This window comes from Microcoleus sp. N9_A1 (genome assembly GCF_036701795.1).
Taxonomy (GTDB): Bacteria; Cyanobacteriota; Cyanobacteriia; order Cyanobacteriales; family Microcoleaceae; genus Microcoleus.
The window spans coordinates 32,861-57,752 of sequence record NZ_JAUBRI010000015.1 but is presented as its reverse complement, the minus strand read 5'-3'; the positions used below and the strand labels follow the sequence as shown (position 1 = coordinate 57,752).

Below are 24,892 nucleotides of genomic sequence, written 5' to 3'. Positions count from 1 at the left end.
GGAGTTAATTAATCAGGGTGCATCTACCAATTAAGCTTCCTGAGAATTCGAGCGCCATCCGGACAACCTCAAACTTTATTCAGCATCACCGTCGATACCGCAAAAAAAACCCCAAACCAGAATTGGCGGGGAGTTAATTAATCAGGGTGCATCTACCAATTAAGCTTCCTGAGAATTCGAGCGCCATCCGGACAACCTCAAACTTTTTCAGCATCAGCCTCGATACCGCAAAAAAAAACCCCAAACCAAAAGTGGTCGGGAGTTAATTAATCAGGGTGCATCTACTAATTTAATCTCCCGCCTCACCGCACCTCTTTCAGGACACTTTGGCAGAATTTGCGAGAATTTGTGGCGAGGGAGTGCGATCGACAAAAAAAACCCCAAACCAAAATTGGTCGGGAGTTAATTAATCAGGGTGCATCTACCAATTAAGCTTCCTGAGAATTCGAGCGCCATCCGGACAGTTGCATCGAATTTTTCGACAGGGCGATCGTTTGAGGATAGGCAAAATCAGAAGTACAGAGTTAGGGGGGCGATCGCATTTCGGATGAATTGACCAAGGGGAGTCTGATCCGGGATTGAGTAGGGCGATCGATTTACTGAATCTCAAAATCAACATCTTTTTTCCGGCTCTGCTGCCTTATGTTGTGTATTAGGTAAAGGTAATTGAGGTCAACAAGTGGCGATTTCATGTAAATTGCCAGCGAGACATCGCGGTTGAGCCTGACTATCCCCGCAATTATGTCAACTAACACTGCAACACCGAGAGTTAGTGTAATTATTCCCGTATATCAGGGCGATCGCTTCCTTGCCGAAGCGGTAGAAAGCGTCCTAAATCAAAACTTCACTAATTATGAAATTATTGTTATCGACGATGGTTCTACAGATAACAGTCGTGCTGTTTTGCAGCCTTATTATGATAGTGTTCGCTATGTCTTTCAAGAAAATCAGGGAGTCGCTGTGGCGCGGAATCGGGGTATCCAAATAGCGAAAGGTGAGTTGATTGCTTTTCTGGATCAAGATGATTTATGGTCGCCTCCTAAGTTAGCTTTACAGGTAGCTTGTTTTGAAGCGCAACCCAACTTGGGAATGGTGAATAGTGGCTGGCAAATTGTCAATCAGCACGGTAATGTACTGGGCAATGTGGAACCGTGGCATCAATTACCCAATTTAAATTTAGAAGCTTGGGTGTTGTGGAAACCAGTATTGCCAAGTACGCTGATGTTCCAGCGAAACTGGTTGGAACAAGTGGGAGGTTTCGATCCTCAATTTTATCAAGCGCCTGATATAGACCTAGTTTTACGTTTGGCACTCATAGGTTGTCAAGCTGACTGGGTATGTCAGACAACCGTCTCCTATCGGGAACATTCGGACAATCATTCTAGAAATACACCTCAACAAGCTGAGGAAACTTGGGTCGTGTTGGAACAGTTTTTTTCCAGACCCAACTTACCAGAACAAGCCCGCCAATTAAGGAATCAGTCTTTTTATCAAACTCTTGTTTGGGCGGCGTGGCGACTCTATCACACCGGTTATATTTCCGAAATGGTAAATTATTTAGAGAAATCTATCAGTTACGCACCCTATTCGCGCACAAAAATGATATCAGATTGGATAACAAGTTTTATCAGGTATGCTTCAGAATACGGGTGCAAAATTAATGCTGACGCTTTGAGCAAATCAGCAGAGTGGCAGCAGCTAATGAGGTACGTATTGAACTGAGCGAAAAAGGAGCGGAATCGCCAGATTAGTATTTAGCATAATGCTCTATTTAATAGCAAGGGCAGTAGCGTAGTGATTGAATCCAAAATCGGAAACTATTTCATCCAAGAGCAAAAGAGCAGATAATAGCTTGACATCACCTTCGTTATCAAAGTTAAAGTTTTGAAAAACATCTGATAAAGCAAGATGATAGATAATACCGCCTGTAAAAGTAATTTTTGCTTCCTGAAAAAATAATCTAACTGCTTCAATTATCCTTTCTGAATCACCAGCTTCAGATGGATCTTGTGCAATCAGCGCCTCGCGATTTGGTACCAATATTTTTGTGGGCAGACATCTATCTTCAGATTGTGAGTGTAATAAATACTGTTTTGGCAAATTTTCCCGCGCCTTAGAAGCAATTTCAACCTCTTGTGAAGACCATTGAAAGCGGTTCGCTCCAATGTAATCATCCATGTAAAACATTCCGCCAGTTTGGAGTACATAATAACTCCAAGATACCGCCTCAACAACATTAGGCATATGATGTAGAGAATTATTCCAATGCACAAAGTCATAAGTGCTAGGCGATATTGCGGTTTGAAACGCATCAGTACAGTAGAAATTTACCCTGTCAGCAAGGGAGAGTTTTTGGGCTATATCTTTACCTTGTTTTATTCGTTCGGCAGAAAGATCAAATAAGTCAAATTGCTCAACGAGTCCAGCTTTTATCAAACTCATTTCCTTTGCACCAGCACCGCAACCAACTGACACACCTTTTAAAAAAGGTGCTTTATTTCCTGCCAGCTTAATTGCCGTGTTTGTCAATCCCTGCGAAAACCCATCAACGCTTTCACCTGATACTCTTTTATTAATATAGCGAATTACATCAGGAATTTGCCACCACCTAGTTTGAGTACGTCGAGGTTTTTGAGATTGCTTTGACCAATAGTTACCAATTTGCTTTTGTTGTTCTGTCTGTTGTACGTTGGGCATGATTTTTCCTAATTTGAAAGCGAAGCTGTAAACATAACCGGAAAATTGGTCAAATTACAGACAGTCTAATGTCTTTTATAAAAAAACCTAATTGTCGTGTGTCTTCGGACACTCCCAACTCTTTTAGTGATAGTGAAACTGGAGAACGAAAAACAATTTCAAGCACTTCATTGTCAGCAATAATTTCTTTGGGAATCAAAGTCTCTAGCTCTTTGAGAGAATCTCCATTGGCAAAAAACCACTCTCCTACTATTTTTTCATTACAAATCACTTGAATAGATATTTGAGGAAGATCATTGCTGAAAAACGGTATACCTGTAACTGATAGACGCAAATCCTTGCCCAGCAAGTCTAAACCCTTGGAAGAAGATAGATTCATTGTGAGAACCGCATCACCGCTGTGAGTCCAAGTTCCTGACTTCTCCGAACCATACCAGCCAAGCGTTTGATAATTTTTAGCATTTCCTCCTGTTTTGAAGCTAACGACTTCACCTACCAAATAAGGTACTCTTTTAAATAATTGCTGTGGTGGAAACAAAGAAAAGGCAAAAGTTTGATGACCCCAAAGCATTACAGGTTTCCAGCGACTAGCAGCTTTGAATACCACGTCTTGCATATATTGATAGTAAGTCTCGTAGTAGTCCCCCGTTGTTAAAAATAGCTTATTGTCGCCGTATCCAATTGCTTTAAGATTCAGTTCAGGAAAACTATTAAACAGATCGTGTGCAGCTTCGTCAACTCCCGGCCACCAGGGATTGTAAAAATCATCAAGAATTATAATCCCTGCTGGAGAAAGGACAGATTGGGCGAGTTTTAAATCACTGAGGGTATGTTCCTTAGTGTGGCATCCATCTACGCTAAAAATCCTGACTTTTTGACCGTTCATTCTTGAGAGGATGTCTTGCGGTTTGACCTTGGTGCTATCGGATTTTAATATTTCAATTTTGTCCAGACAACCAATATGCTTTTTGAGATTATCAATCATAATTTCAAAATCTCCACAACCCGAATTGTCAATGTTTAAATCTTGGTTTTCAAAGACATCAATCGCCAAAGATGTTTCTTTCGTAGACCTCAGCAAAGATAGGCCAATAAAAAATAGTCCATGATGGACACCGATCTCGCACATTCCGCCCTCAATTCCTAATTTATGCTGAAAATCTGACAGTAAAGCGGTGGCTGTCGCGGCCCCATCTAGCAACCAACCTTGAACGGATTTTCTGCCGCCTTCGCAGATGTAAGCTTGAAACAATTCGGGATTGGATAAACTCCCATAGTTAACTCTGGGTAAGTTAAGTTTTACAGGGGAAATTTTATTTGGCAATTCAATCGTTAACATAATTTTGTCATCCTAATCTTGTTACTGAAAAAATACCGGATCAAACAGAGAATTACTGATTCAAATCTTCCCGGATAACCGATGCAATAAACTCCGAGCGAGTGAAGAAAAAATATAGATCTGTCATACCAGTAGCGGGATCATCCATAAAAACTTTAAGTTGATGGATTTCAGGAGAAAATACCTGATGAAACTTATCTTGTATGTCGCTACCATAAAGCCTGAAATGACCATGTTGCCTTTCATCTGGATACCCCCAATCTTTAGTTTTCTGCAAGCGACAAGGATCGGGTACGTGATTGCAAACAACGACATCGTAACTCTTATCACCTCGATCTATCCTTTGGATGTCTATCGAGTTAGAACTGCCATAACTAGAAACTTCTAGAGAAGCAAACCATTCAGGTTGGATAGCTTTGTCTGGGGAAATTTGCAAAGCCGATATCGATTTAAAAGGGATAAATTCATTCAATTTAAGGTAGACTTGGCGCAGGCTTCGATGACGCTCTAGCGAAAAGCAGGTTTGACATTTAGGAGGTTTACCTGTAGAACTCATTCTTCCCCCTGGTCCTGCCACAAAGCTTTGACATCCACAAATGTTACAAATTGACATACTCAGTAACCCTCTAGAAATTTATTGATTCAACTGAACTGGTGAAATTATTAGCAAAATCCTACTCAGACTTAGCGGAAGTAACTAGCATGAAATACCCTTGACATAGGAGTATATACAATTCGCAGTTTGTTCAGACTTGTTGCAATCGTGGCGACGCATTTTTGCCAATCTGTGTTTTCCATGCCAGCTAATCTTTCCCAATCCAATCGCTCGATAAATTGTTGGTTAAAATACAAGCAAAAGGATTGAAATTGGGATACTTCTATCAACAACTGAGTTGCATCAAAATCAGGATTAGTCAGGATTTTTGCTGCTGGCGACAGAGCGATGTCGATATCATTAAGATTGTTGGCGTAGGGAACGAGTTTATGAGCTAAAGCATCATTTTTGGGCCGAATATCCCTGGGAACAACTAAGGCTATATCGTCCCGGCTCATGGCGGCATTTCTGAGAGAAGGGAGCCAGCCTGCTGAAGCGATCGCCTCGCAACTAAGCAAAACCATTGTTGAGTTTTCTGGCAATTGTTGAGTTGCACTGGCTACAACATCTGAAAATAGACAAGAAGCGGAATAGCGAACCTCAATGTCGGCTTTTTCTTGAAAGTGTTCAGTAATTTGATTAGCGCGAAGCCTGTTACTACCAGAGAGGTAAACGACTATTTTTATGCCTTCGAGAGCAGTATTGACTGCGATCGCCTGCAAGCACAACATCAGGGAATCAATATCGCGATCGCCCCCAATGATGATAATTTGTGTCTGAACCTCTAAAGATAGCGAATTTCTATGATTTTTATTCTCAAGAGAGCTCGCGTTACTAGAACATTCTATCTGCCCTATTCTAGACAGTGTTTCCTGCATTTTATGCAAATTATTGTTGTAATTCTCTACTTTTGTGATTTGATTTTCACACAAGCCCATATGATAATTTGCCAGCAAAGCTGGGACAAACTTGGGAACTGCAACAGCCGTGTAACGAACAATCAACTCCCAATCCACTAGCCTTCGCATATCTTCTCGAAAACCTCCTAATTGGTCGTAAATATCTCGCCAATGAACAAACACGTTTAAGTCTATATAATTCCGATTTTCAATCAGTGATTTATTGAAATGTCCGAGGCGAATAGCACTAATCTCTAAAGCACCGTTAAGGGTCGTATTGCCTGGGTAATGCTGCCAAATGCGATCGCCACAATAAGCCACTTTTGCCCACTGAGCATCAACTAGCGCATTCATCATAATGAGTAAAAAATCAGGCTCCCATGTATTGTCGGAGTCTAGATAAGCAAAGATATCACCTCTGGCTCTTTTCATCGCCTCATTCCTTGCCTTAGAAACCCCACCGTTTGACCTGAGTTGGATTAAAATGATTCCGTCAGCTTGATGTTTCTCAATAAATTTTTGAACGACTTCTACAGTATTATCGCTACTACCATCGTCAGCAATGATTAGTTCCCAATTCCCATAGCTCTGAGCTACAACCGACTCCATTGCCGTCTGAATTGTCTTAGCTCGATTGTATGCAGGCATAATAATTGAAACTAAATGATTCTGAGGTCGCTTTGCGAATCCTTTAACCAATTGATGCGTCCAAGCTTCAATTTGCTGCAAATAAATAGAATTTCTGTTTTCTGGATGTACCATAGAAATTTCTCGGTAATGGTACAGCCATTCAAACATTTTCTCCATTGAATCAGCGGACATCAAAGGATATTTATCCGTTGGCATTTTGACAGAGCGAGTACAGATTACTTCCTCGGTACCCAAGATTTTCAAACTTAGGGAATAATTTTTACCATCGCAGTAGGCAACCGGAAGGGGAAGTAGGAATCCTGCACGATCATTCTCATAGCCTGCTTTTCGGAGATCTATACGCTCTACATTGCATTCTGCTTCCAGAATAACTTGTGTGCCATCGAGAATTTGGACTGCAATAGTTTGATGAGGGTTATTCTCATCCAAAGCCCAGCCTTTTAATTTCTTATCTTCAATGCCATCTATCCGACCTTTATATTTAAACGGACGGGGTTCAAATTGGACGGTGTTTGGTGCATTGCTGCCGATCGGGAAATTATCAACAAATACCTCTATAGTATGAAGATGTGAATCAAATAAACTGTTAGGAGTCTTTACTTCAAAACCGTAGTTTCCATCCCCGCATCCCCGTTGTTTTAGTTCCTCTACATATCGATCGGCTAAGGCATTAATATAAGCCTTACCATCAATCCGAATTGTTATCTCTAAATGTTCTAATGGTTGACTCTTGTTCCATACCCAGCCAGTAATTTTCTGCTCGTTGATAATTTCAAGACAGCCATCTAACGGATGATTGATTTCTGTTAGTGTCTTCTGTTTCTTAAATATGCACAGCAAGTCCACAGGGCCAGTAACATCTGCCAAACCATCTTCTAGTGCTTGTTGAGCGAGGGCGGTAAAATACGCAACTTGTTTGGGAGCGCTTTTCCCAATCTTCTCCAGCCAAGGCTGAATGAATTTGTTTTGAATGCTACTTTCAATCAACGAATGGTTCTGCGAAAAGTATTTCAACATGAACAAAACAGAACCGCGTATGTAGTAGTAAAAATAAATCTTAGTTGGCAATACACCGACTTGAGATTTTTTAGAGTGGTAGAGCTGGCTAGAAGGAATAATGGCAATTCGGTGTCCCTTTTCCCTCGCTCTCAAGCACCAATCTGTCTCCTCGAAATAGAGAAAATAGCGTTCGGGAATTAGACCGACTTCATCAAAAATTTTGGTGCGACAAAAGATACTAGCACCCGTTACATAATCCACGTCGTAAATTTGGTCAGGAATTAAATTTTTATGCTGTCCATTGTATAGGTGATAAGTTTGAAATTCTTGATTGCTTAATTTAACTACACCGCCTCCAAACCAAACTATTTCTGGATTCTGAGTCCAGCAGATTACAGAGCCGTAAATACTAATATCTTTGTGCGTTTCTGCTGCGCGAACCAGACTTGCCAGCGTATCGGGCTTAACAATAGTATCTGGATTTAGAATCCAGACAAAATCAAAGCCAAACTGTTTCACATATTGAATCCCTACATTGTTACCGCCTGCATATCCTAGATTCTTTGATGTCCGAATAATTGTGTGCTTGTTGAACAGACTCACTAACTCATTGAGGTCGATATTAGGGGATTGATTATCAACGATACAAATCTGGAATTGTTGGAATTGAGACTGCTCGATAGATACGATTAATTTGACCACATCCTCCGTACAATTGTAGTTAAGTATTAAAATTGCTACTTGACCATTTCGCGGAGTATTAGTCTTTAAAAAATTCCATATTTGGCATTTAACAACTTCTGTTTCAATCGCAATTTCCTCTGATTTAATACCGGAAGTTATTTTAGATAAAAGACTTTTAACTGTGCAATTCCATGTTAAAAACTTAATGCCCTCTAAAGATTGTTTGAATAAGTTCTCTTGTATTTCTGGGTTAATTTGAGCCATTTTAGACATCGCTTTAGCCAGAGATTTAACATTTCCTAATTGGTAGATAAACCCGTTGTATTCGTCCCGAACTATCTCGGCAATCATGCCGACATTAGGGGCTATAACAGGGCGATTAAAAGATAAAGCAGTTAGGACTGAGCCAGAGGTCAAAATTTTGCGGTAGGGAAAAACCACAGCATCCGCAGCATTAAAGAACCATTGCAGCTCGTCATCTGGTAGGGATTCTTCGATGACGGTGATGTTCGGAAATAATTTGGCTTTAGCTGCGATTGCTCCTTTTTTAATTGGGTGGACGGGCTTTCCTGCAATTAACAAATGGGCATTAGGAAAATCTTTTTGAATTTCAACAAATGCTGATAGTAAATCATCAATTCCTTTGTAAGGGCGAATTTGACCGAGAAATAGAAAAACTATGTCTTTAGGCTGGAATCCGAAGCGTTTGCGGGCGGTATCTCGACTGACATGGTTTTGATAGAAGCCTAGATAATGACCGTGATGAATAATCTGGACTTTTTCTCGCGGAATGGGAAAGACTTCTTCGATTTCTGGCAGTGATTTTTCGGAGTGAATATGGATTTTACTAGCCATAGCAGCAATGGCAGTCCGCAAGGCAATTTCCTGCTGTTGATAATGGCAGTCATGTGGCAGTATGTTATGGACAGTCCACATTAAAATTCCGCCTTTTAATAAAAACTCTAATAGCTTTTGGAGAAAATCATTTTTTAATGCCTCGGCTGTTTCTGGAGTGTTCGCAGGTGCGAGAACGAAACTTGTCCAGTGCAAATGAAAAATGAGTTTCCTTGGTTCGCTGGAATTTTCTTGAGATTTTAATTCTTGGATTGCCTCATCAATGTTTCCAGTTTTAATAACACAGTTTTCAGGTTTGTGAGAATAGAGTAATGTTTGGTAGGGATTTGTTTTGCGATAGTCAGGGAATAAAAACACCGTAGTATTTTCAGTAATATCACTTTCCTGTTCTTGCTGCAAACCGATATTTTGAAAAATAATTGATTGCTCGATTTCACCTTGTTTTTCTAAAGCTTGCCCCAAGCCTAAATATAATTCAGGATTATTGGATTGAAGGGCTAAGGCTTGATGGTAAAGCTGAACATCATCAGGATTTTCATGAAGTGCTTGACGATAAAAATCGATCGCTTTATCGGCAAATGGCCCAGATTGCTTTTGCAGCGCCTCCCCCAATTTTTCATACACGCAAGGCAGATCCGACTTTAACTCGATCGCCCTTCGATAAGCCCCGATCGCCTCTTCCCACCTCTCCAACTCCACTAAAGCTTCGCCCAAATTATAGTGAGACCAATGGAAGTCTGGATTTAGCTCGATCGCACGCCCATAAGCCACCGCCGCCTCTTCCCATTTCTCCTGCTTAATCAGCACATCCCCTAAATTATTGTGCGACCAACAAAAATCAGGATTCAACTTAATAGCCAGACGATATGCAGCAACCGCCTCATCTAACATTCCTTGTTCTTGCAAAATATCCCCCAAATTGTGGTGGACTTTCCACAAACTAGGCTGAAGTTCGATAGCTTTCTTATAAACTATTACTGCTTCATCCAACTCACAATTTTTAACAAGAGCATCCCCTAAACTCTGATAAATTTCTGCTGAATGAGAGTCGATCTCTAAGGCTTTACGATAGGAATAAATAGCTTTATCGCACTCCCCCTTTTTAGCCAAAGCTTTCCCTAAGCTGTAGTGAGGTTTAGCAGCGTTGAAATTATCTCCCACACTCCCGTAAGAATGCTTTTCTCGCTTCCTCTCCTGTTCCCCAGATTCCGAGTCAACCTTTTTTAAGCTAACTAATTGAGGATGTAAAAGTTCACGATCTTCCTGCGATAATGCGGAGGAATCTGAATGATTCTTTACTGGAAATGCAATAATCTTGGATTGGTTGCTCATACCCTGTACCTGTTGTAAATTGAGTTCATTGAATCAGTTTCATTTATTTTTCATCTACCTAGCGAGGTATCCGGAAAAATTCTAAACTTTTGCTAGTTCAATGGCGCGATTGTAAGCCTCGATCGCCTCATCAATCTCGCCTTTTTCTTGTAAAGCATCCCCTAACTTTTGGTGAACCTCCCAGATATCCGGTTTCAATTCAATAGTTTTTTCATAACATCCGATCGCCTCATCCAACTGACCCCAACTGTCCAAAGCATCCCCCAAACTTTGATAAGCTTGAGCCAAATTGGGATTTAACTCGATCGCTCTCCGATAACAGGCGATCGCATCTTCGCGCCGATCGAGACTTGCCCAAGCTTTCCCCAAACCGTAATGAGGTGCATCGAAACTCGGGTTCAGATCGATCGCTTTTTGGTAAGCCGCGATCGCCTCTTCGCACTGTCCCATCACGCTCAAAACCTCCCCTAAATTGTGATAAGCATCCGCATAACTCGGCTGCAACTGAATCGCCCGCCGGTAACACGAAATAGCCCGATCCAACTGACCCAGTTCTAACAAAGTATTGCCCAGAGTAAAGTGTTCATCAGGCTTTGCCCAATTGATATCAAGAGTGAGAGCTTCATACCAGCATTCTGCCCCTGCTTGCGGCTGACCAGACTGCAAAAATACCCTCGCTAAATTTCGGTAAGGCGATGCTAAATTTGGTTTAATTTTAATTGCTTTTTGGTAACACTCAATTGACTTTTGCCACTGTTTCTGCTGAGCATAAATACTGCCTAAATTAGCATAAACTTCAGCAAAATCTGGCTCGATTTCCAGGGCTTGAGCGTACCAATACCTCGCCGCCTCTGCTTTGCCCATAGCTTGGGTAGCATTCCCCGCAATCTTGTAGGCAAATGCTGCATTCGGTTGGATTTCAATAGCTCGCTTGCACTCCGCGATCGCCTCTTCAAATTTCCCCTGGGCATAATAAGCTTCGGCTTGTTTAATGTATGTTTCTGCACTGACAGAATTGAAGCTCGTCACAGGTTTGCCGCTGTTACTACTACCGCTATCAAGTACGGATAATGTTAAACTTTCGGCAGATTTTGAATGACCGTTATTCAGATTATTTGCTGGTGCCGCAGAAGCGATCGCATCCCCAACTTCCACAGCGGCAGCAGGTTTGTGAGTGTTTCGATCGCCCTTTGCCCGCGTCGCAGGGGCAACAGTATCACTTGCTAAATGGTCGGCTACCAAACCACTATTGTTAAGTGCCGCGGCTTTCTCCAAACAGACAGCAGCTTCATGTAATTTTCCTTGCTTTTTTAACCCTATCGCCAGATTTTGGTAAGCAGCAGTTAAGTTTGGATTTAACTCGATCGCGCGGCGGTAACACGCGATCGCATAAGTAATTTGACCTTGCTTAAACAAAAGGTTGCCCAATTTAAAATGCTGATCTGGCGATACCTTTTCCGGTTCCAAAGAATAAGCCTCGTACCAGCACTCGTTTGCCTCTTCCTGTTTGCCCTGCTGCCTCCACACCCTAGCCAAATTCCGGTAAGCTGGTGCTAAATTCGGTTGAATAGCAATCGCTCTTTGGTAGCAAGCAATTGCCGGCAATAGCTGTTTTTCCATAGCATACAAAGTGCCAAGATTTACGTAAATATCTGCCTCGTTAGAATTAATTTGGACGGCTTTTTTATAGCACTCGATCGCCTCTTCTATATTCCCTTGCACTTGCAAAATCTTGCCCCACAGTTTGTAAGCAGCCAGGGCATCCGGTTTAATTCCAATAGTTCGCTTGCACTCAGCAATAGCCAGATCGAATTGTTTTTGAGCGCAATAAGATTCTGCCCGCTGAATGCAGTTATCCGCCGTATCCTGCCTCCGAAAATCTGTCGCAAAACCGCTGTCAACAACCGTCACCTGCGGCGAAATATCAGCCGAGTTTGGAACAGTCGGTGCAGAATTTGCCGGATGGGCGATCGTATTTAACAGTTGCGGTACACCAGGAATTGTTGGCTGCTGCTGCAACTGTACGCGAGGTTTTTCAGCGGAGATTGTGGAATCGAGTTGCAAGGAATTAGCTGGAATATTTGCCGGGAAAGTAGATGTTTGGGGATTATGAGCTAACTCAGTTCTTTGGTTCAAACTCATCACAACTGTCTTAGACAAATCCGCCGAAATATCAGCCTGATTCTCTCGGTTTATGCGATAGTTAGCAACTTCTTCCTGCAACTTTCTTTGAGCTTTTAGAGCATTTCCTAACTGTTGGTAAGCCTGGTTAAAATTGGGGTTTAGCTCGATCGCGTGGCAGTAACAGCGTATAGCCTGCGTTACCTGATTCTGCCTCAAAAAATTATCGCCCAATTGGATGTGTTCTTCAGGTGTTGCTTTGGCAGGTTCCAGAGAATACGCTTTAAACCAGCACTCGTCAGCCTCCGGTAGCTGCCCCATTTGTGCCCACACCCGAGCTAAATTTCGGTAAGTTGATGCTAAATTCGGCTGAAGGGCGATCGCCTTTTGGTAAAATGCGATCGCCGATTGCCACTGCTGTTCCTGAGCATAAAGCGTCCCCAAATTAGTATAAGCTTCAGCAAAATCAGGATCGATTTCAATAGCCTTAGCGTAGCAGTTTTTTGCTTCATCTACCTTGCCTTGAGCTTGCCTAGCATTACCCCAAATTTTATAAACCCTCGCATCTGGTTTAACTTGGATAACTCGCTGGCAAGCAGTCGCCGCCTGCTCAAATTTCCTTTGAGCATAAAACGATTCTGCACCTTGAATGTAGACTTCAATATCATCAGGGTTTAAAGCTAAAACACCTGGAATGTTATTGTGAGTAATTACTGTATTTTTCATCGGCACAAATGTTGACTTTTGGTAACAAACTAAAGCCAGATTCCAATTTTTTTCTTGAGCGTACAGAGTTGCAAGGTTAGTATAAACTTCGGGAAAATTTGGCTGAAGTTCCAGAGCTTTTGTGTACCACTGCTTTGCCTTAGCTAAATTTCCTTGTACTTCACTGATCTTGCCCAAAGTTTTGTAAGCTGGTGCAAAATCAGGTGTGTGTTTCAGGGCTTGCTCGCAAGCAGCTACAGCATCACCTAACTTGCCTTGTTCTAAATAAAATTCTGCCCGTTTTTGGAAATAATCTGCTGATTCTTGGTTCATAATAGCGCTAGGTTTTTTAAAGTTGTCGAGCGAAATGAAATTTACTGCATTTTTTGAGGGGATGAGATTAATCTTCCCCATCATTTTTTTGAGACAATTCAAATTTACTAAAATATCTTCAGTCAATGGATTTTGATACATTAACTCTCGGATTGGCTGGCACTCAAAACTCTCTCCTGTTACGTAATAATGTTCTAAATTTAGCTGCTGACCGATCGCCCAATAGTAATGCCTGATATAATTCGGAGATGTCAGCTCAATTACCTTGGTTCCGGGAGAACAGAAGATAATATTTGTTAGACCACTGCCGTGCGGCGCAACAATTACTTTGGCACGAGCAAATAAAGATATTTGCTCCTGAAAAGTCATAGATTCTAGTAGCACTGGCACAAAGCCAAATCCGCTTAAAAAATCTATTACTTTCTCTTCATTGATGACTCGTCGGTAGCTGCATTTGCTGCGGCTGATATAAATGCGTTCTGGGTAAGAATTTTTGCGATCGCTGGCGAAGGTTTTTTGGAGTGTATGAGATTTTTTCCTTGAAAAAACTCGCCTCAAAAACTCAAGCCCCTGGGTTGACAGCCAGCCCAAATATCCGGCAAAAGAGGGAACAATTAACTTTTTGGCTTGAATGTAAGGATGGCGATCGCTCTCGATAATTTTATATTCAGGAATCCCCAATGCTTTCAGGGTTTCTCGCTGAAAAGGCTGCTGGCAGCTATTAACCAAAAACCAATCTATCTCTTCCAGATTTACCCCCCAACGGTGCAGAATTTCAATCCGGGGCAAGATATCCACCATCCAGTGAAAATAGACATTTCCCGAAAGTCCGGCCAATACCGCCACCGTACCGTCTATCTTTTCTAAAGGCGGCAATTCTTCCGGTTGTAACTTCAAAAACCTGTGCTCAGTAGAATGTGGATTTTCGCATCCCGGCAAATCGCCCGGATATTCGCGGGAAAGTTCGGCTAAAAGCCGATCGCCAGAATCGATAATAGCAATAGCATTGCAAATCATCCAAGAATTTTTCTGCGGTACAATCCAAGCCCGCCCGTTTGGGAGCGAAGTCACAAAGGTTTCCGGCGACTCAACACCAGTTTTCCGAGGCCCATCGCAAGAATATACGCCATCACCTAAATGCACAGGCTCAAACTGTCTGAAAATCCGCCTGAGACACCGCTGACAATCTAAACCCTGACATTCCAATTTCGGCTGTTCATTCCTATTAACAACGGAGGGGTATTTTATGCTTTTTAAGTCAGAGTCGGAGTCCGACAGGGGTTGAAACTCCTGGCGGGCTGAGGGAGAATGAATCAACTTCTGCTGTTGTTTCACTACAGCCTGCAACGGCTCGGAAACATCAGAGCGATCGCCCGCAATTACCAGCACAATGTGGTAAACTACAATCGCTGCCGAAAATCGTTGCTGCTGACTCAAACAATGAGCCAGTCGCAAGTAAATATCGGGATTCTTAGGTTGAATTTGTAAAGCTTTTTGGTAATATTGTTCCGCCTGTTTGTATCCGCCGTACTCAGCCAAGACATTTCCCAGATTAAAGTAAGTATCTGCTAAATTCAGGAGCAATGATGAAGGATGAAGCAGATTTTTAGCAAGGCTAGAAATGTCATAACCAGAGCCATTGTTTCCTTGAAGCTGCCTGAGAAATCGGACACAGGCTATTTGAGATTGATCGAGTTCATTGAGTTCTTGTACGGAAGTCAACCGCATCTCTACGTGCCGGCAAAAACCCTCAACAAACTCGCTTTGCAGAGCAATAGCATTTTGGAAACATAGCATTGCCTCAGCTAATTTGCCTTGTGCCATCAGAGAAACAGCCCGATCGCCGTATGCCGAAACCCGATCGGGCTGTTTGCTAATTACCAGCTCAAAACATTCTCCAGCAAAAGTATGCAGCCCCAATTGTTGGAATGCTTTCCCCAAATTGTAACGGGTAACAACTAACTCTGGCTGCAACTCGATCGCCCGGCGGTAAAGGGCGATCGCTTCCTCTGGCTTCCGGATCTCTAATAGAACAATACCTAAATTATTGTACAGAGCCGCATCATCGGGCGCAACAGCTATTCCCGCTTGAAAAACTGCAATTGCTCGATCAAATTTGCCCTCCTGGGCCAGAATGCAGCCCCAATTGCTATAGGCATTTACCGCGTAGGGCAAAAGTGCTTTTTCAGAGCTTTTTTTGCAGCAGGATATCGCTTGCTGGTAACTGTCAATTGCGGCTTCTATTTTTCCTTGCTCTTGAAAAACAGTGCCTGTATTGTAGAGACTTTTAACATTTAAATTGGCATTTTGTTCGATAGCTTCGGTGCTGATCATAGTTAAATTACTAATTTCGATCGGAAACAGTCTTTCTGAGCCGTTTCGCGCGGTGAATTTTTGTTGTCGGGCAGCCGAGCACCCTTCTCGTAATGTTTAAATTATAGGAATGGTAGATATACCGTAGATCTGGTTAAAATTTATATAATTTCAAAGTTGTTTGACCCAATATTCAGGTTAGAACCGACTTGGGCGACGATCGATATTTGACCGTTTTGATTGCGGTAGTACAGCGAACCGTCAACCGGGTTGTAGACGACATTAGCCGCGCCGGCTGCCCCCGGAACGTTGGGATTGAAATTGGGGTCGGTAATAAATTGGTTGCCAGCTAGATTGCCCGGTATCAAAGCATTAAACACAGCTCCATCAAGCTGAATTTTATCTTCTGTAGGATTAAAATCTGTCAGGGTATCCATATTATCGGCTCCGACAAACTCAAAGCGGAATGTATCCGCCCCTGCACCACCTGTGAGGGTGTCATTTCCTCTGTTGCCAGAAAGAATATCGTTGCCGGCACCGCCTTCTACGATGTCATTGCCTTTACCGCCGAACAAAATATCGTTTCCTTCGCCGCCCCTCACGGTGTCATTTCCTAAGTTGCCACTTACAAAGTCATCTCCGGGGCCGCCCTCAGCCACATCATCGCCTTTACCGCCGAACAAAGCATCATTTCCTTCGCCGCCGGAGACAAGATCGTTGCCCTCACCGCCGAAAAGGTTGTCCTTGCCCAGGCCGCCGTTTATGGTGTCGTTGCCAAGGTCGCCAAACAGGAAGTCATCATCAGCACCGCCGTCAACGAAATCATCACCTTTACCTGCAAACACAGTATCGGGGCTGTCGCCACTGCTGATGGTATCGCCTCCTTGATTGCCAAAAAGAACGTCCTCGCCAGGGCCACCTTCAACCAAATCATCGCCTTTACCGGCGAAGACAGTATCATTTCCGTCGCCGCCTCTCAAGGTGTCATTGCCATCTCGAGCAAACATGATGTCATTGCCGCCAAGACCGGCAACTTCATCGTTACCAGAACCTAGAATGATTTCATCCGAACCGGTGCCGCCGTTAATCTTGTTTGGTGTATCCGGCGAGCCTTGGATAATTAGACCGCCAAGAGCGTTCGGTTGAACGCTTAGGGGTTGAGTGGGATTTGTTATTTGGGACATAGCCAGTTATCTCGAATGGGGGGATATCTATCGGGAGTCTTTAGATATCTGGTGAAATTTACTAGCTAAAATCCTAATTTCCGGAATGGTTGTCTATGAAATTAATCAAAAAAAAACAAATAATTTGTTTGATTTTTATTTTTTTGTAAAATACTTATTTAACCGGAACTATTTAACTATCCATACGTCTTTAATTCCCAACTATTTTCGGTGAACCAGAGTTGCACTAGCTTGGTCTGTCGGAACTAGCAAGACTTCGCTAATATTGACGTGGGGCGATCGCGTGGCGCAAAAATATACTACATCGGCTACATCATCCGCCGTCAAAGGTGTAAGTCCTTGATAGACATTCTTCGCCTTGTCTGAATCGCCGTGAAACCGGACATTACTAAATTCTGTTTCCACCAAACCGGGTTCTATTTCCGTTACCCGCACCGCTGTTCCCAAAAGGTCTTGTTTCAACCCATCAGAAATCGCTCTCACCGCTGCTTTAGAAGCGCAATAAACACTACCTTTCGGGTAAGCTTGGCGGCCTGCTATTGAGCCGATATTCACTACGTGGCCGCGGCCTCGGCTCACCATTCCCGGTACGATGTAGCGAGTCATGTAAAGCAAGCCTTTCACATTGGTATCAATCATTTCTTCCCAATCTTGAAAGTTGCCTTCGTGCAGTTTGTCTAAACCGCGGCTCAATCCGGCATTGTTAATCAGAATATCGATGTTTTTCCACGCATCGGGAAGCGCAGTTATCGCCGATTCGACTTCAGGGCGATCGCGCACGTCCAATTCTAGCAAGTAAATCTCGTTCATCGATGCGACGGATTTTGTTTCTACAAGTTCCTTTGCCAGTCGATCGAGCTTTTCAAGACGGCGGGCTGCTAAAATTAGTTTGGCTCCACCTTTGGCGAATATCTTGGCACAGGCTGCTCCGATACCGCTACTCGCACCTGTAATGAAAACAATTTGGTTTTGGAGAGAAATCATTTTTTGTCCGTTGTCAGTTGTCAGTTGGCTGTTGACTGTTGGCTGTTGACTGTTGACTGTTGACTGTTGACTGTTGTCATTGTTTATTTGTTAGTTTTGTTATTTGTTAGTTGTTATTTGCTAGATCCTTTATCGCTATAGTGAGGTATGTTTAATTCCTTTAATGAGATTTTTTTATCTTCAAATATGTATCTCGTGTGACTAATAACCGCTATACCACTTACTAATCACCACTTACTAATCACCAATCACCAATCACCCATTGCCCATGCCCCATGCCCCATGCCCCATGCCCATAACACCTATTTTATTACTTGACAACCCGCAATCGCACACTAACCGTTGCAATTCCGCCTTGTCGCATCAAAACTGCGGAAACCCACCGATTTTCGGGCGTAGCCGGAGCTTTACCTACTTTAAAAATTCCCCCGGAATTTAGCAACTCCAGCTCGACTTCTGAGGGATTAAAAAAGGTTTTTTCGGTAATGGGTTCCTCCAAAACAGTCCCTATTAAAATATCATCCCCGATCGGCTCTCGCACAATGGCATCAAAATGGTACTCTTCCCCCACTTTCACTTGCTCCGGAAAATTTACTTGAATTGTGGGAGGATTTTGACCAGAAGTAAGCTGAGTTTGTTCTGCTAAAATCTCTTGCTTAACTATTTTTTCACCTTCAAAACGCTGCTGGGAACGGATGGTAGCTTTGAGAGTTAATTCTCTGCCATCCTTTTTTTGAGTGCCGGCAATTGTAGTTATGGTTTCTGCGAGAATCGCGCTACCTTCGGTTTTCCAAGATTTGATCTCGGTGCGGTAATTTAAACTCGGATATCGATCCCAGAGTTGGGTGAGGGCTTTTTCCATGCTTTGGCTGTTTAAGCCGTCAGAATGAGTAAAATTCTGGCTGTAAAATGCCATTACTGCTTTGACATCGCGCCGGTTGGCTGCTGCGTCAATTTCTGTTAGCAGTTTGGTGAGTGGGGCTGGGGCATTGGCTGGGGTTTGGACGATCGCCTGGGGAGTCGCTGCGATCGCACTGATCGCTCTTACTGCACTCGGATGCAGCACGCCAGCACTTACGGCTGTTAAACATAACAACATTTGAGCGATCGACTGCCCGCCGTTAAAGCCAAATACGATCGGGCGTTGGCGCAGCCCGCCCCTACGGGGGCTGCGCCAACGAAGAGGATCGGCTTTTTCGTTCCGACGGCTGCAAAAATACTGAGATACACTTGGCACTAAATTCAACAAATTACGCATTAGATGATACTTTGGTTATTTGTCAGGGGTCGCGGCACGGGCAATTGTTCGCCTGCAACGAAAACTGACAACGGAAGGAGGGACACGGCACAATCTAATTTTAGATGGCTGATTGAAAATTGGCTGAAACTGCCGGAATAATAAGCATAATAATCTAAAACCTCTAATCTAAAATCGATCGACCTGTGGAACTTGTAAAAGAGACAAATACCTTGACAAAAAACCCCGTCCGGTTGTTGATTGCAGCTAGCGGCACTGGAGGACATCTATTTCCGGCGATCGCCACCGCCGCCGAGTTGGCCGACTGTCACATCGAATGGCTGGGAGTCCCAGACCGCATGGAAACGCAGTTAGTTTCATCGCTTTATCCCCTCCACACGATCGCCGTCGAAGGCTTTCAGCAGCGATTTGGACTCGGTACAGCGCGCATTTTGGGCGGACTCGTCGGCTCCATCCTCAAGGTGCGAAAGTTGCTCAAAGAAGGAAATTTTCAGGGAGTGTTTACTACCGGCGGTTACATCGCAGCACCGGCAATTTTGGCAGCCCGTTCTTTAGGTTTGCCGGTAATTCTCCACGAATCTAACGCAATTCCTGGGAAGGTGACGCGGTGGTTTAGTCCTTTTTGCACTGCTGTGGCGATCGGATTTGCAGCAGCAGCCAAGCATTTACCCCGCGCGAAAACCGTGGTTGCTGGTACGCCGGTGCGATCGCAATTCCTCGCCCCTCAACCTCTAAAGTTACCAATTCCTGACAGCGTACCTGTAATTTTAGTCATGGGCGGCTCTCAAGGTGCTGTCGCAGTCAATCAGTTAGTGCGCGAGTGTGCACCGGCTTGGTTTGAGGCCGGTGCTTGGGTAGTTCACCTCACCGGAAATAATGACCCGGATGCTGATAGTTTGAAGCACGAGCAATATTTGTCAATGCCATTTTACGACAATGTGGCGAGTTTGTTGCAGCGGGCAAATTTAGCAATTAGTCGATCGGGCGCTAGTGCTCTGACAGAATTAGCTGTTACTGGAGTACCTTCTATTTTAATTCCTTTTCCTTACGCCGCTGACGACCACCAAAGATTTAATGCCGAAGTATTTGCCGCATCAGGAGCAGCCGCAGTATTCCGTCAAAGCGAACTCACAACAGAAGTATTGCAAAGCAAAGTGCTGTATCTGTTAAAAGATTCCGAATATTTGGCCAAAATGTCTCAAGCTGCTGCTCACTTAGCGGTGACAGACAGTACGGAACGTTTGGCAAATTTGGTCAGAGAATTGTTGAGTCGGTAGCGCAAATTTGACATCGCTACTAATTTAACGAGATATTTTTTAATGAGGATAAAGCGTAAAATCTCTATCCAGCCAAATAATATAAAGCACAGCCCCATCTCGATAACCAACCATCGGAGCCATCCCGCAAAACCGAAAAGCAATAAAATTTACATCATCCTTAAGATGGCTAGGAATAGCCACTCTCATGGAACTTTTAGCAATCTTCTAATAGCCAGAGCCGTGACGGCCAGAAGGATTAATCTGGCTCCAAGTAAGCTGACTTAACTTGTAGAGAGTATCTGCAAAAGCTGCCTTTTCATCTTTTGTACACTGAGAAAGAGAGTAATCTTTATTCATGTATCGCAAAGAAAATAGAGGTGACTGCTGCTCTGGCGGTAAATCAACAATTTCTCTAGGTGAAATCCTTTTCCCTTTTTCTTGGCGCTGATTTGCCTTAAACTGCTTCTTCACAATTGAGTTGAGTCTGGAAGTATTCCTGAAGCGATTGATGAGTAATTGTACCGCTATTTTGAGCGGCAAGTTTCCAGGGATATTCTTCTTGCGTCATGTTGCGTAACTTCCATGCAGCAAACTGCCCAAACACGGAGTAAACTTCATCAAGCAGGCTCTTAGTTTCTTCGTCATAAATCGAAAAGTCTATATCTTCAGGACATGGAATTGCACCAGCACCATACTTTTTATAGTGACGGTATAAATCAGGAACAACCGGCCCGTGAGTCCATGCTTCTATCGCTTCAGGAAATAGCGGTTCGTCGTACAAAGCTAAATGAAAGCCTTGAGCATAGTAAAGCAATTTCTGAAGTTTGAGATTAGATATCAGATCGCCAGCATCTTCACTTACCTGAGCCAAAAAGTATTTGGCTGCATCATCACAACTCAGCATAACTTACTTAGTTATCATTAAACGGCTTATTTCCATGATACTAGATGCGATCGCCCTAGGCGACATTCAGCTTCACAAAATCAACCACCGACGCTAAGCCATCCTTCGTCTTCAAGTTAGTAAAAACCAAAGGTTTCTCCCCGCGCATCTTTTTAGCATCCCGTTCCATCACTGCCAAATCTGCACCCACAAAAGGCGCGAGGTCTATCTTATTAATCACTAATAAATCCGATTTAGTAATTCCCGGCCCGCCCTTGCGCGGAATTTTATCCCCCGCAGCGACATCGATTACATAAATTGTCAAATCTACTAACTCTGGGCTAAAAGTTGCCGCCAAATTGTCGCCGCCGCTTTCGACAAAGACTAAATCTAAATCAGTGAATTTGTGTTCTAACTCTTCTATAGCTACCAAGTTGATCGAAGCATCTTCGCGGATGGCTGTATGGGGACAGCCGCCGGTTTCTACGCCCAAAATGCGATCGCTCTCCAAAGCTTGACTCCGAACCAAAAACTGTGCATCTTCCTGAGTATAGATATCATTAGTAACCACAGCAATCTGATACTCTTGACGCAGCGCCTTACACAAAGCATCAAGCAAAGCAGTTTTTCCCGAACCAACCGGGCCAGCAATTCCTACACGAAAAGCACTCATAATTATTTTGGGCATGGGGCATGGGGCATGGGGCCTTAAAAGCATATCCTGGAAGGTTATTAGTAACAACTGACTGCTTCCTTACATCCGTTAAATCCGTTACCAAAAAAATTGGTTTAAAGCCGGAACCCATAAGCGGGAGAAATTAAAAGAAGACTATTCATTACTCCAATCCTCTTCCTTCCAGGTAAAGGTTGCTATCCCAGGTCAACTGTCAACTGTCAACTGTCAACTGAAATAATCCGTTGCCGAACTTCCTTCAGATTTTCAACTCCGAAACAACCGAGTGTACTGAGTTTCATGGGCCATGCTAGCCAGTCCCAATCCCCAACTGCAACTAGCAAGATCATCATCTTCTAATTGTAAAACTTCTCGCGCCGTAGAGTTAATTTGAAACTGTAAATCTAACAACAACTGCTGGCCCGCAGTTTGACCGAGGGGAATCAGTTTCACGCCCGCACCCGCCAAATTTGCAGCCCAACTGTACAAATATCCTACCACGGCCGCTTCCTCTTCAATCTGCCAACAAGCCGCCGCTATCCCAAAGCCGATCGCAAAATTGCACTGATTGCCGCCAACTTCCACCAAATCTTTTACAATAGTTGTTAAACCCGAAACAACGGGCGATTCCCTGCGGGATAGCTTCGCTTCACGCAAATCCAGCAACAACCGCGTCAAAGTCCGTCCCATCTGCCAACTTTGCAAGCGCAACTCTTCACTTTCCTTAGCAGCAGTCGCCCAAGCATTCCAGTAACTCAAAGCCCTCAAATCCCCAATTTTTGCCGCCCTCAAAGCCCGTATCGCCACAGCAGCCTCTACTCGCACCGCCCCGAATTCCAACGAATTTTCTAACCAATTCCTCAAACTAATCTCGCTGTCGATCGCACCGGCTTCTACCAGACTTTCGATTCCCTCAGAATAACTATAAGCTCCCACAGGTGCAAAAGCTAGCTGCAACAAACATAAAAGTTGATTGTTCACTGTTGACTGTTGACTGTTGACTGTTGACTGTTGACTGTTAAGAGGGCGGGCACGGGGGCACCGCCCCTACTGAATGTTGAATGTTGACTGTTGACTGTTGACTGTTGACTGTTGTTATTTGTTATTTGTTATTTGTTATTTGTTATTTGTTGTTTGTTATTTGTTGTTTGTTATTTGTTGTTTGCAATTCCCCATTCCCCATTCCCCATTCCCCATTCCCCATTCCCCATTCCCCATTCCCCATTCCCCATTCCCAATACCTAATGGCTGTGGCCGTAAGCGCCCGTTTCCGGCTGAAACGGTACAATTTCTTCTATAACTTCCAAACCCATTTTTTCGAGCATTCCCTGCAAAACAGAGTCGGGAGAAAGCCTTAAATAATTATCGGTAACTTCTAAAGCTACGTGACGGTTTCCTAAATGATAAGCCGCCCGCAGCAGTAGCAGCTTAGTCGAGGCTCGCGCTGTGATTACCGGTTCGGGTTTTGCACTTACCTGTACCAAACAGCTACCGTCTTCCGACTGCAATAAATCTCGATCGCGCAATACCGTACCTCTAGGCAAACGCAAGTTTAGCACTTCTCCGCTATCTGTCGCGAATTGGTGGCGGCTGCGAGTGCGATCGTCCGCTGTCATCGGTAAACTAAAGTTGACAACAGCATCGGGATTTCCAGGCAAATGTTTTGTGAAAGTTAGCATTTGTCTATTCTATTCCTCAAAGGAATTGACTTCACATCTAGTTTTTGAGGAAGATATTTTTTATTTCTAATTGCGATTGACAGCGAGTTGCCAAATTGTCATCTCTCTGAACCGCTCCCGTTCTTGTTTGGATACCATATTTAGGTTATTTTGTCAAGCACTTCTTTACAGACGATCGCCATTTTCTCAAAAATGATTGCATGCCGTCCAGTAACTCAAACAATAGAACGGGAGAGGAAGAAAGACTCAAACGCATCGATTTTATTGATTGCCTGCTTGTTGCAGTCGCAGCAGCTCAGCTTGAATTTGCTGTTTGACTTTCGGATTCGCTTGCTGGAGCAAAGTGAGCTGGTTGAAGCGACTAACTGTCAAACCATTGGTTTCGATAACTTTTTTAGCTTGTTGGCAGTAATTCACCGCGATGCCGCGGACACCTCCCGACAGCCTATTAATTTCCTGAGTTTCGTTGCACACTACTCTGGGGACAGAGCCTCCAGCCATTCCTTTAATTTCGTTATAAGCTTCCACCCGTCTTGGTTCTATTGCCAACACAGCGCGAGCGTAGCTAGTAATTTCCTCGTTGCTAATTTCTTGAGCTTGGACTGCTGCTCCGAAAACGAGGCTTGGGGATTGTCCGTACAAACCGGGCGCCCATCCGCTAGCCAAAGCTGCTGCAGAAATGATCCCTGTGAATAGGGATTGTCGCAGTATCCGGTTTAGGCGAAATTTAGAGGTGTTGGTTAAGGTGTTCATGGTGGTCGGTGATTGCTTGCGTGTAGATAAAAATGACACAGCGCTGGGAGGCTCAATCTTTTTGAATAATGTGGTGGGTAAAAAGTTCCTGCCGTTGGTGACTATTTTGAATTCCAGCAGGATGGTTGGCGAGTTGCTATGACGATCGACTTTTTAGCAAATTCAATAATCATTCATTATAACATCTGTCGGAAGTTGACAAAATTCAAACTTTAGATATTAATTTTAATTACAGAGTGTTCCCGAATTGCCTCTCCCAATAATTCTCAAAGCGCAAATATTAAATAATTCTAAAAGTTATTGACAAATTACTCGCATTATTGAGTCTAATCAAGATAGGCGGGAGCGATGCTATCCCGAATGCGTTTGCCTTTGGTGAAGGATCGGGAATCGCCTGCAAGGCGTCAAATTTAGCCGTAATCGCACTCATCAATTCCCGCGAGGATTTATTTAATGTTAAGCGGTGGCGCATTTGTCGATCGAGAAAATCCCCCAGGTTTGGCTGCTGACGGAGCCAGAGCCGGAACAAAAATCAGGTTTTACTACCGGAAGATAGAGGCAGCAACGGGGAACTAGACATTAAAATCTTGTTATCAAAATGCGCCCTATCTGTTTTCGGCAGTCAACGCGCAGGCCTTCGATTCCAGTTCTCGCTTCCTCCTGTTTGGGGCTGCCAAAACTTGTCTGGGAGTTACC

The 24,892-nt window shown here is 43.5% G+C and carries 17 protein-coding genes; 3 read left to right on the top strand and 14 right to left on the bottom strand.

Annotation, left to right across the window (positions count from 1 at the left end):
- The first annotated feature begins 741 nt into the window (after positions 1 to 741).
- Complete coding sequence (locus QUA58_RS09665) at positions 742 to 1,722, top strand: glycosyltransferase family A protein (protein WP_333393831.1); 981 nt, start codon at positions 742 to 744, stop codon at positions 1,720 to 1,722.
- A 45-nt stretch (positions 1,723 to 1,767) separates the two neighbouring features.
- On the opposite strand, the gene QUA58_RS09660 is transcribed toward QUA58_RS09665, so the two are convergent.
- The 8 genes from QUA58_RS09660 to QUA58_RS09625 form a co-directional block, all read right to left on the bottom strand.
- The gene (locus QUA58_RS09660) at positions 1,768 to 2,697 is read right to left on the bottom strand and encodes a class I SAM-dependent methyltransferase (protein WP_333393830.1); all 930 of its coding nucleotides are present in this window, start codon (positions 2,695 to 2,697) and stop codon (positions 1,768 to 1,770) included.
- Between the two features lie 49 nt (positions 2,698 to 2,746).
- The gene (locus QUA58_RS09655) at positions 2,747 to 3,949 is read right to left on the bottom strand and encodes a class I SAM-dependent methyltransferase (RefSeq protein ID WP_333393829.1); all 1,203 of its coding nucleotides are present in this window, start codon (positions 3,947 to 3,949) and stop codon (positions 2,747 to 2,749) included.
- A gap of 139 nt (positions 3,950 to 4,088) precedes the next feature.
- Positions 4,089 to 4,649, bottom strand: coding sequence for a hypothetical protein (locus QUA58_RS09650; RefSeq protein ID WP_333393828.1), 561 nt, complete (start codon positions 4,647 to 4,649; stop codon positions 4,089 to 4,091).
- 71 nt (positions 4,650 to 4,720) lie between these two features.
- Positions 4,721 to 10,051, bottom strand: a complete 5,331-nt coding sequence (locus QUA58_RS09645; protein WP_333393827.1) for a tetratricopeptide repeat protein — start codon at positions 10,049 to 10,051, stop codon at positions 4,721 to 4,723.
- A gap of 81 nt (positions 10,052 to 10,132) precedes the next feature.
- Positions 10,133 to 15,544 carry a tetratricopeptide repeat protein gene (locus QUA58_RS09640; RefSeq protein ID WP_333393825.1) on the bottom strand — a complete coding sequence of 1,804 codons (5,412 nt, stop codon included), beginning with the start codon at positions 15,542 to 15,544 and terminating at the stop codon, positions 10,133 to 10,135.
- Positions 15,545 to 15,684: 140 nt separating this feature from the next.
- The gene (locus QUA58_RS09635) at positions 15,685 to 16,707 is read right to left on the bottom strand and encodes a calcium-binding protein (protein WP_333250744.1); all 1,023 of its coding nucleotides are present in this window, start codon (positions 16,705 to 16,707) and stop codon (positions 15,685 to 15,687) included.
- Positions 16,708 to 16,908: 201 nt separating this feature from the next.
- On the bottom strand, positions 16,909 to 17,691 hold the full coding sequence (locus tag QUA58_RS09630) for an SDR family oxidoreductase (protein WP_333250742.1): 783 nt from the start codon (positions 17,689 to 17,691) through the stop codon (positions 16,909 to 16,911).
- Between the two features lie 310 nt (positions 17,692 to 18,001).
- On the bottom strand, positions 18,002 to 18,949 hold the full coding sequence (locus QUA58_RS09625) for a nuclear transport factor 2 family protein (RefSeq protein WP_333250740.1): 948 nt from the start codon (positions 18,947 to 18,949) through the stop codon (positions 18,002 to 18,004).
- A 212-nt stretch (positions 18,950 to 19,161) separates the two neighbouring features.
- On the opposite strand from QUA58_RS09625, the gene murG reads away from it, so the two are divergent.
- Positions 19,162 to 20,226 (top strand): undecaprenyldiphospho-muramoylpentapeptide beta-N-acetylglucosaminyltransferase, encoded by a 1,065-nt coding sequence (gene murG / locus QUA58_RS09620; protein WP_333393823.1) that lies wholly within the window; start codon positions 19,162 to 19,164, stop codon positions 20,224 to 20,226.
- A 207-nt stretch (positions 20,227 to 20,433) separates the two neighbouring features.
- Here the strand turns inward: murG and QUA58_RS09615 are convergent, their stop codons facing one another.
- From QUA58_RS09615 to QUA58_RS09590, 6 genes are all read right to left on the bottom strand, one after another.
- Positions 20,434 to 20,679 (bottom strand): hypothetical protein, encoded by a 246-nt coding sequence (locus QUA58_RS09615; protein ID WP_333393821.1) that lies wholly within the window; start codon positions 20,677 to 20,679, stop codon positions 20,434 to 20,436.
- On the bottom strand, positions 20,663 to 21,112 hold the full coding sequence (locus tag QUA58_RS09610) for a type II toxin-antitoxin system antitoxin SocA domain-containing protein (protein ID WP_333393819.1): 450 nt from the start codon (positions 21,110 to 21,112) through the stop codon (positions 20,663 to 20,665). Before QUA58_RS09610 ends, QUA58_RS09615 begins: the two co-directional genes overlap by 17 nt.
- Before the next feature lie 55 nt (positions 21,113 to 21,167).
- Positions 21,168 to 21,764 carry an urease accessory protein UreG gene (ureG, locus tag QUA58_RS09605; protein ID WP_333393817.1) on the bottom strand — a complete coding sequence of 199 codons (597 nt, stop codon included), beginning with the start codon at positions 21,762 to 21,764 and terminating at the stop codon, positions 21,168 to 21,170.
- 267 nt (positions 21,765 to 22,031) lie between these two features.
- Entirely contained in the window at positions 22,032 to 22,745 is a 714-nt protein-coding gene (locus QUA58_RS09600; RefSeq protein ID WP_333393816.1) for an urease accessory protein UreF, read from the bottom strand.
- Between the two features lie 260 nt (positions 22,746 to 23,005).
- A complete protein-coding gene (gene ureE / locus QUA58_RS09595; protein ID WP_333250730.1) occupies positions 23,006 to 23,443 on the bottom strand; it encodes an urease accessory protein UreE in 438 nt (145 codons plus the stop codon).
- Between the two features lie 261 nt (positions 23,444 to 23,704).
- A complete protein-coding gene (locus QUA58_RS09590) occupies positions 23,705 to 24,196 on the bottom strand; it encodes a DUF4168 domain-containing protein (protein ID WP_333250728.1) in 492 nt (163 codons plus the stop codon).
- A 453-nt stretch (positions 24,197 to 24,649) separates the two neighbouring features.
- On the opposite strand from QUA58_RS09590, the gene QUA58_RS09585 reads away from it, so the two are divergent.
- Positions 24,650 to 24,772, top strand: coding sequence for a hypothetical protein (locus QUA58_RS09585; protein WP_333250726.1), 123 nt, complete (start codon positions 24,650 to 24,652; stop codon positions 24,770 to 24,772).
- Positions 24,773 to 24,892 lie beyond the last annotated feature (120 nt).

What these genes read in the sequence shown, in the direction of transcription:
- QUA58_RS09640 (WP_333393825.1), bottom strand. Translation starts at nt 15,544, where the DNA reads ATGATCAGCACCGAAGCTATCGAACAAAATGCCAATTTAAATGTTAAA.
- QUA58_RS09625 (WP_333250740.1), bottom strand. Translation starts at nt 18,949, where the DNA reads ATGCGTAATTTGTTGAATTTAGTGCCAAGTGTATCTCAGTATTTTTGC.
- QUA58_RS09585 (WP_333250726.1), top strand. Translation starts at nt 24,650, where the DNA reads ATGTTAAGCGGTGGCGCATTTGTCGATCGAGAAAATCCCCCAGGTTTG.
- QUA58_RS09610 (WP_333393819.1), bottom strand. Translation starts at nt 21,112, where the DNA reads ATGCTGAGTTGTGATGATGCAGCCAAATACTTTTTGGCTCAGGTAAGT.
- QUA58_RS09665 (WP_333393831.1), top strand. Translation starts at nt 742, where the DNA reads ATGTCAACTAACACTGCAACACCGAGAGTTAGTGTAATTATTCCCGTA.
- QUA58_RS09635 (WP_333250744.1), bottom strand. Translation starts at nt 16,707, where the DNA reads ATGTCCCAAATAACAAATCCCACTCAACCCCTAAGCGTTCAACCGAAC.
- QUA58_RS09645 (WP_333393827.1), bottom strand. Translation starts at nt 10,051, where the DNA reads ATGAGCAACCAATCCAAGATTATTGCATTTCCAGTAAAGAATCATTCA.
- QUA58_RS09590 (WP_333250728.1), bottom strand. Translation starts at nt 24,196, where the DNA reads ATGAACACCTTAACCAACACCTCTAAATTTCGCCTAAACCGGATACTG.
- QUA58_RS09650 (WP_333393828.1), bottom strand. Translation starts at nt 4,649, where the DNA reads ATGTCAATTTGTAACATTTGTGGATGTCAAAGCTTTGTGGCAGGACCA.
- ureG (WP_333393817.1), bottom strand. Translation starts at nt 21,764, where the DNA reads ATGAGTGCTTTTCGTGTAGGAATTGCTGGCCCGGTTGGTTCGGGAAAA.
- QUA58_RS09630 (WP_333250742.1), bottom strand. Translation starts at nt 17,691, where the DNA reads ATGATTTCTCTCCAAAACCAAATTGTTTTCATTACAGGTGCGAGTAGC.
- ureE (WP_333250730.1), bottom strand. Translation starts at nt 23,443, where the DNA reads ATGCTAACTTTCACAAAACATTTGCCTGGAAATCCCGATGCTGTTGTC.
- QUA58_RS09660 (WP_333393830.1), bottom strand. Translation starts at nt 2,697, where the DNA reads ATGCCCAACGTACAACAGACAGAACAACAAAAGCAAATTGGTAACTAT.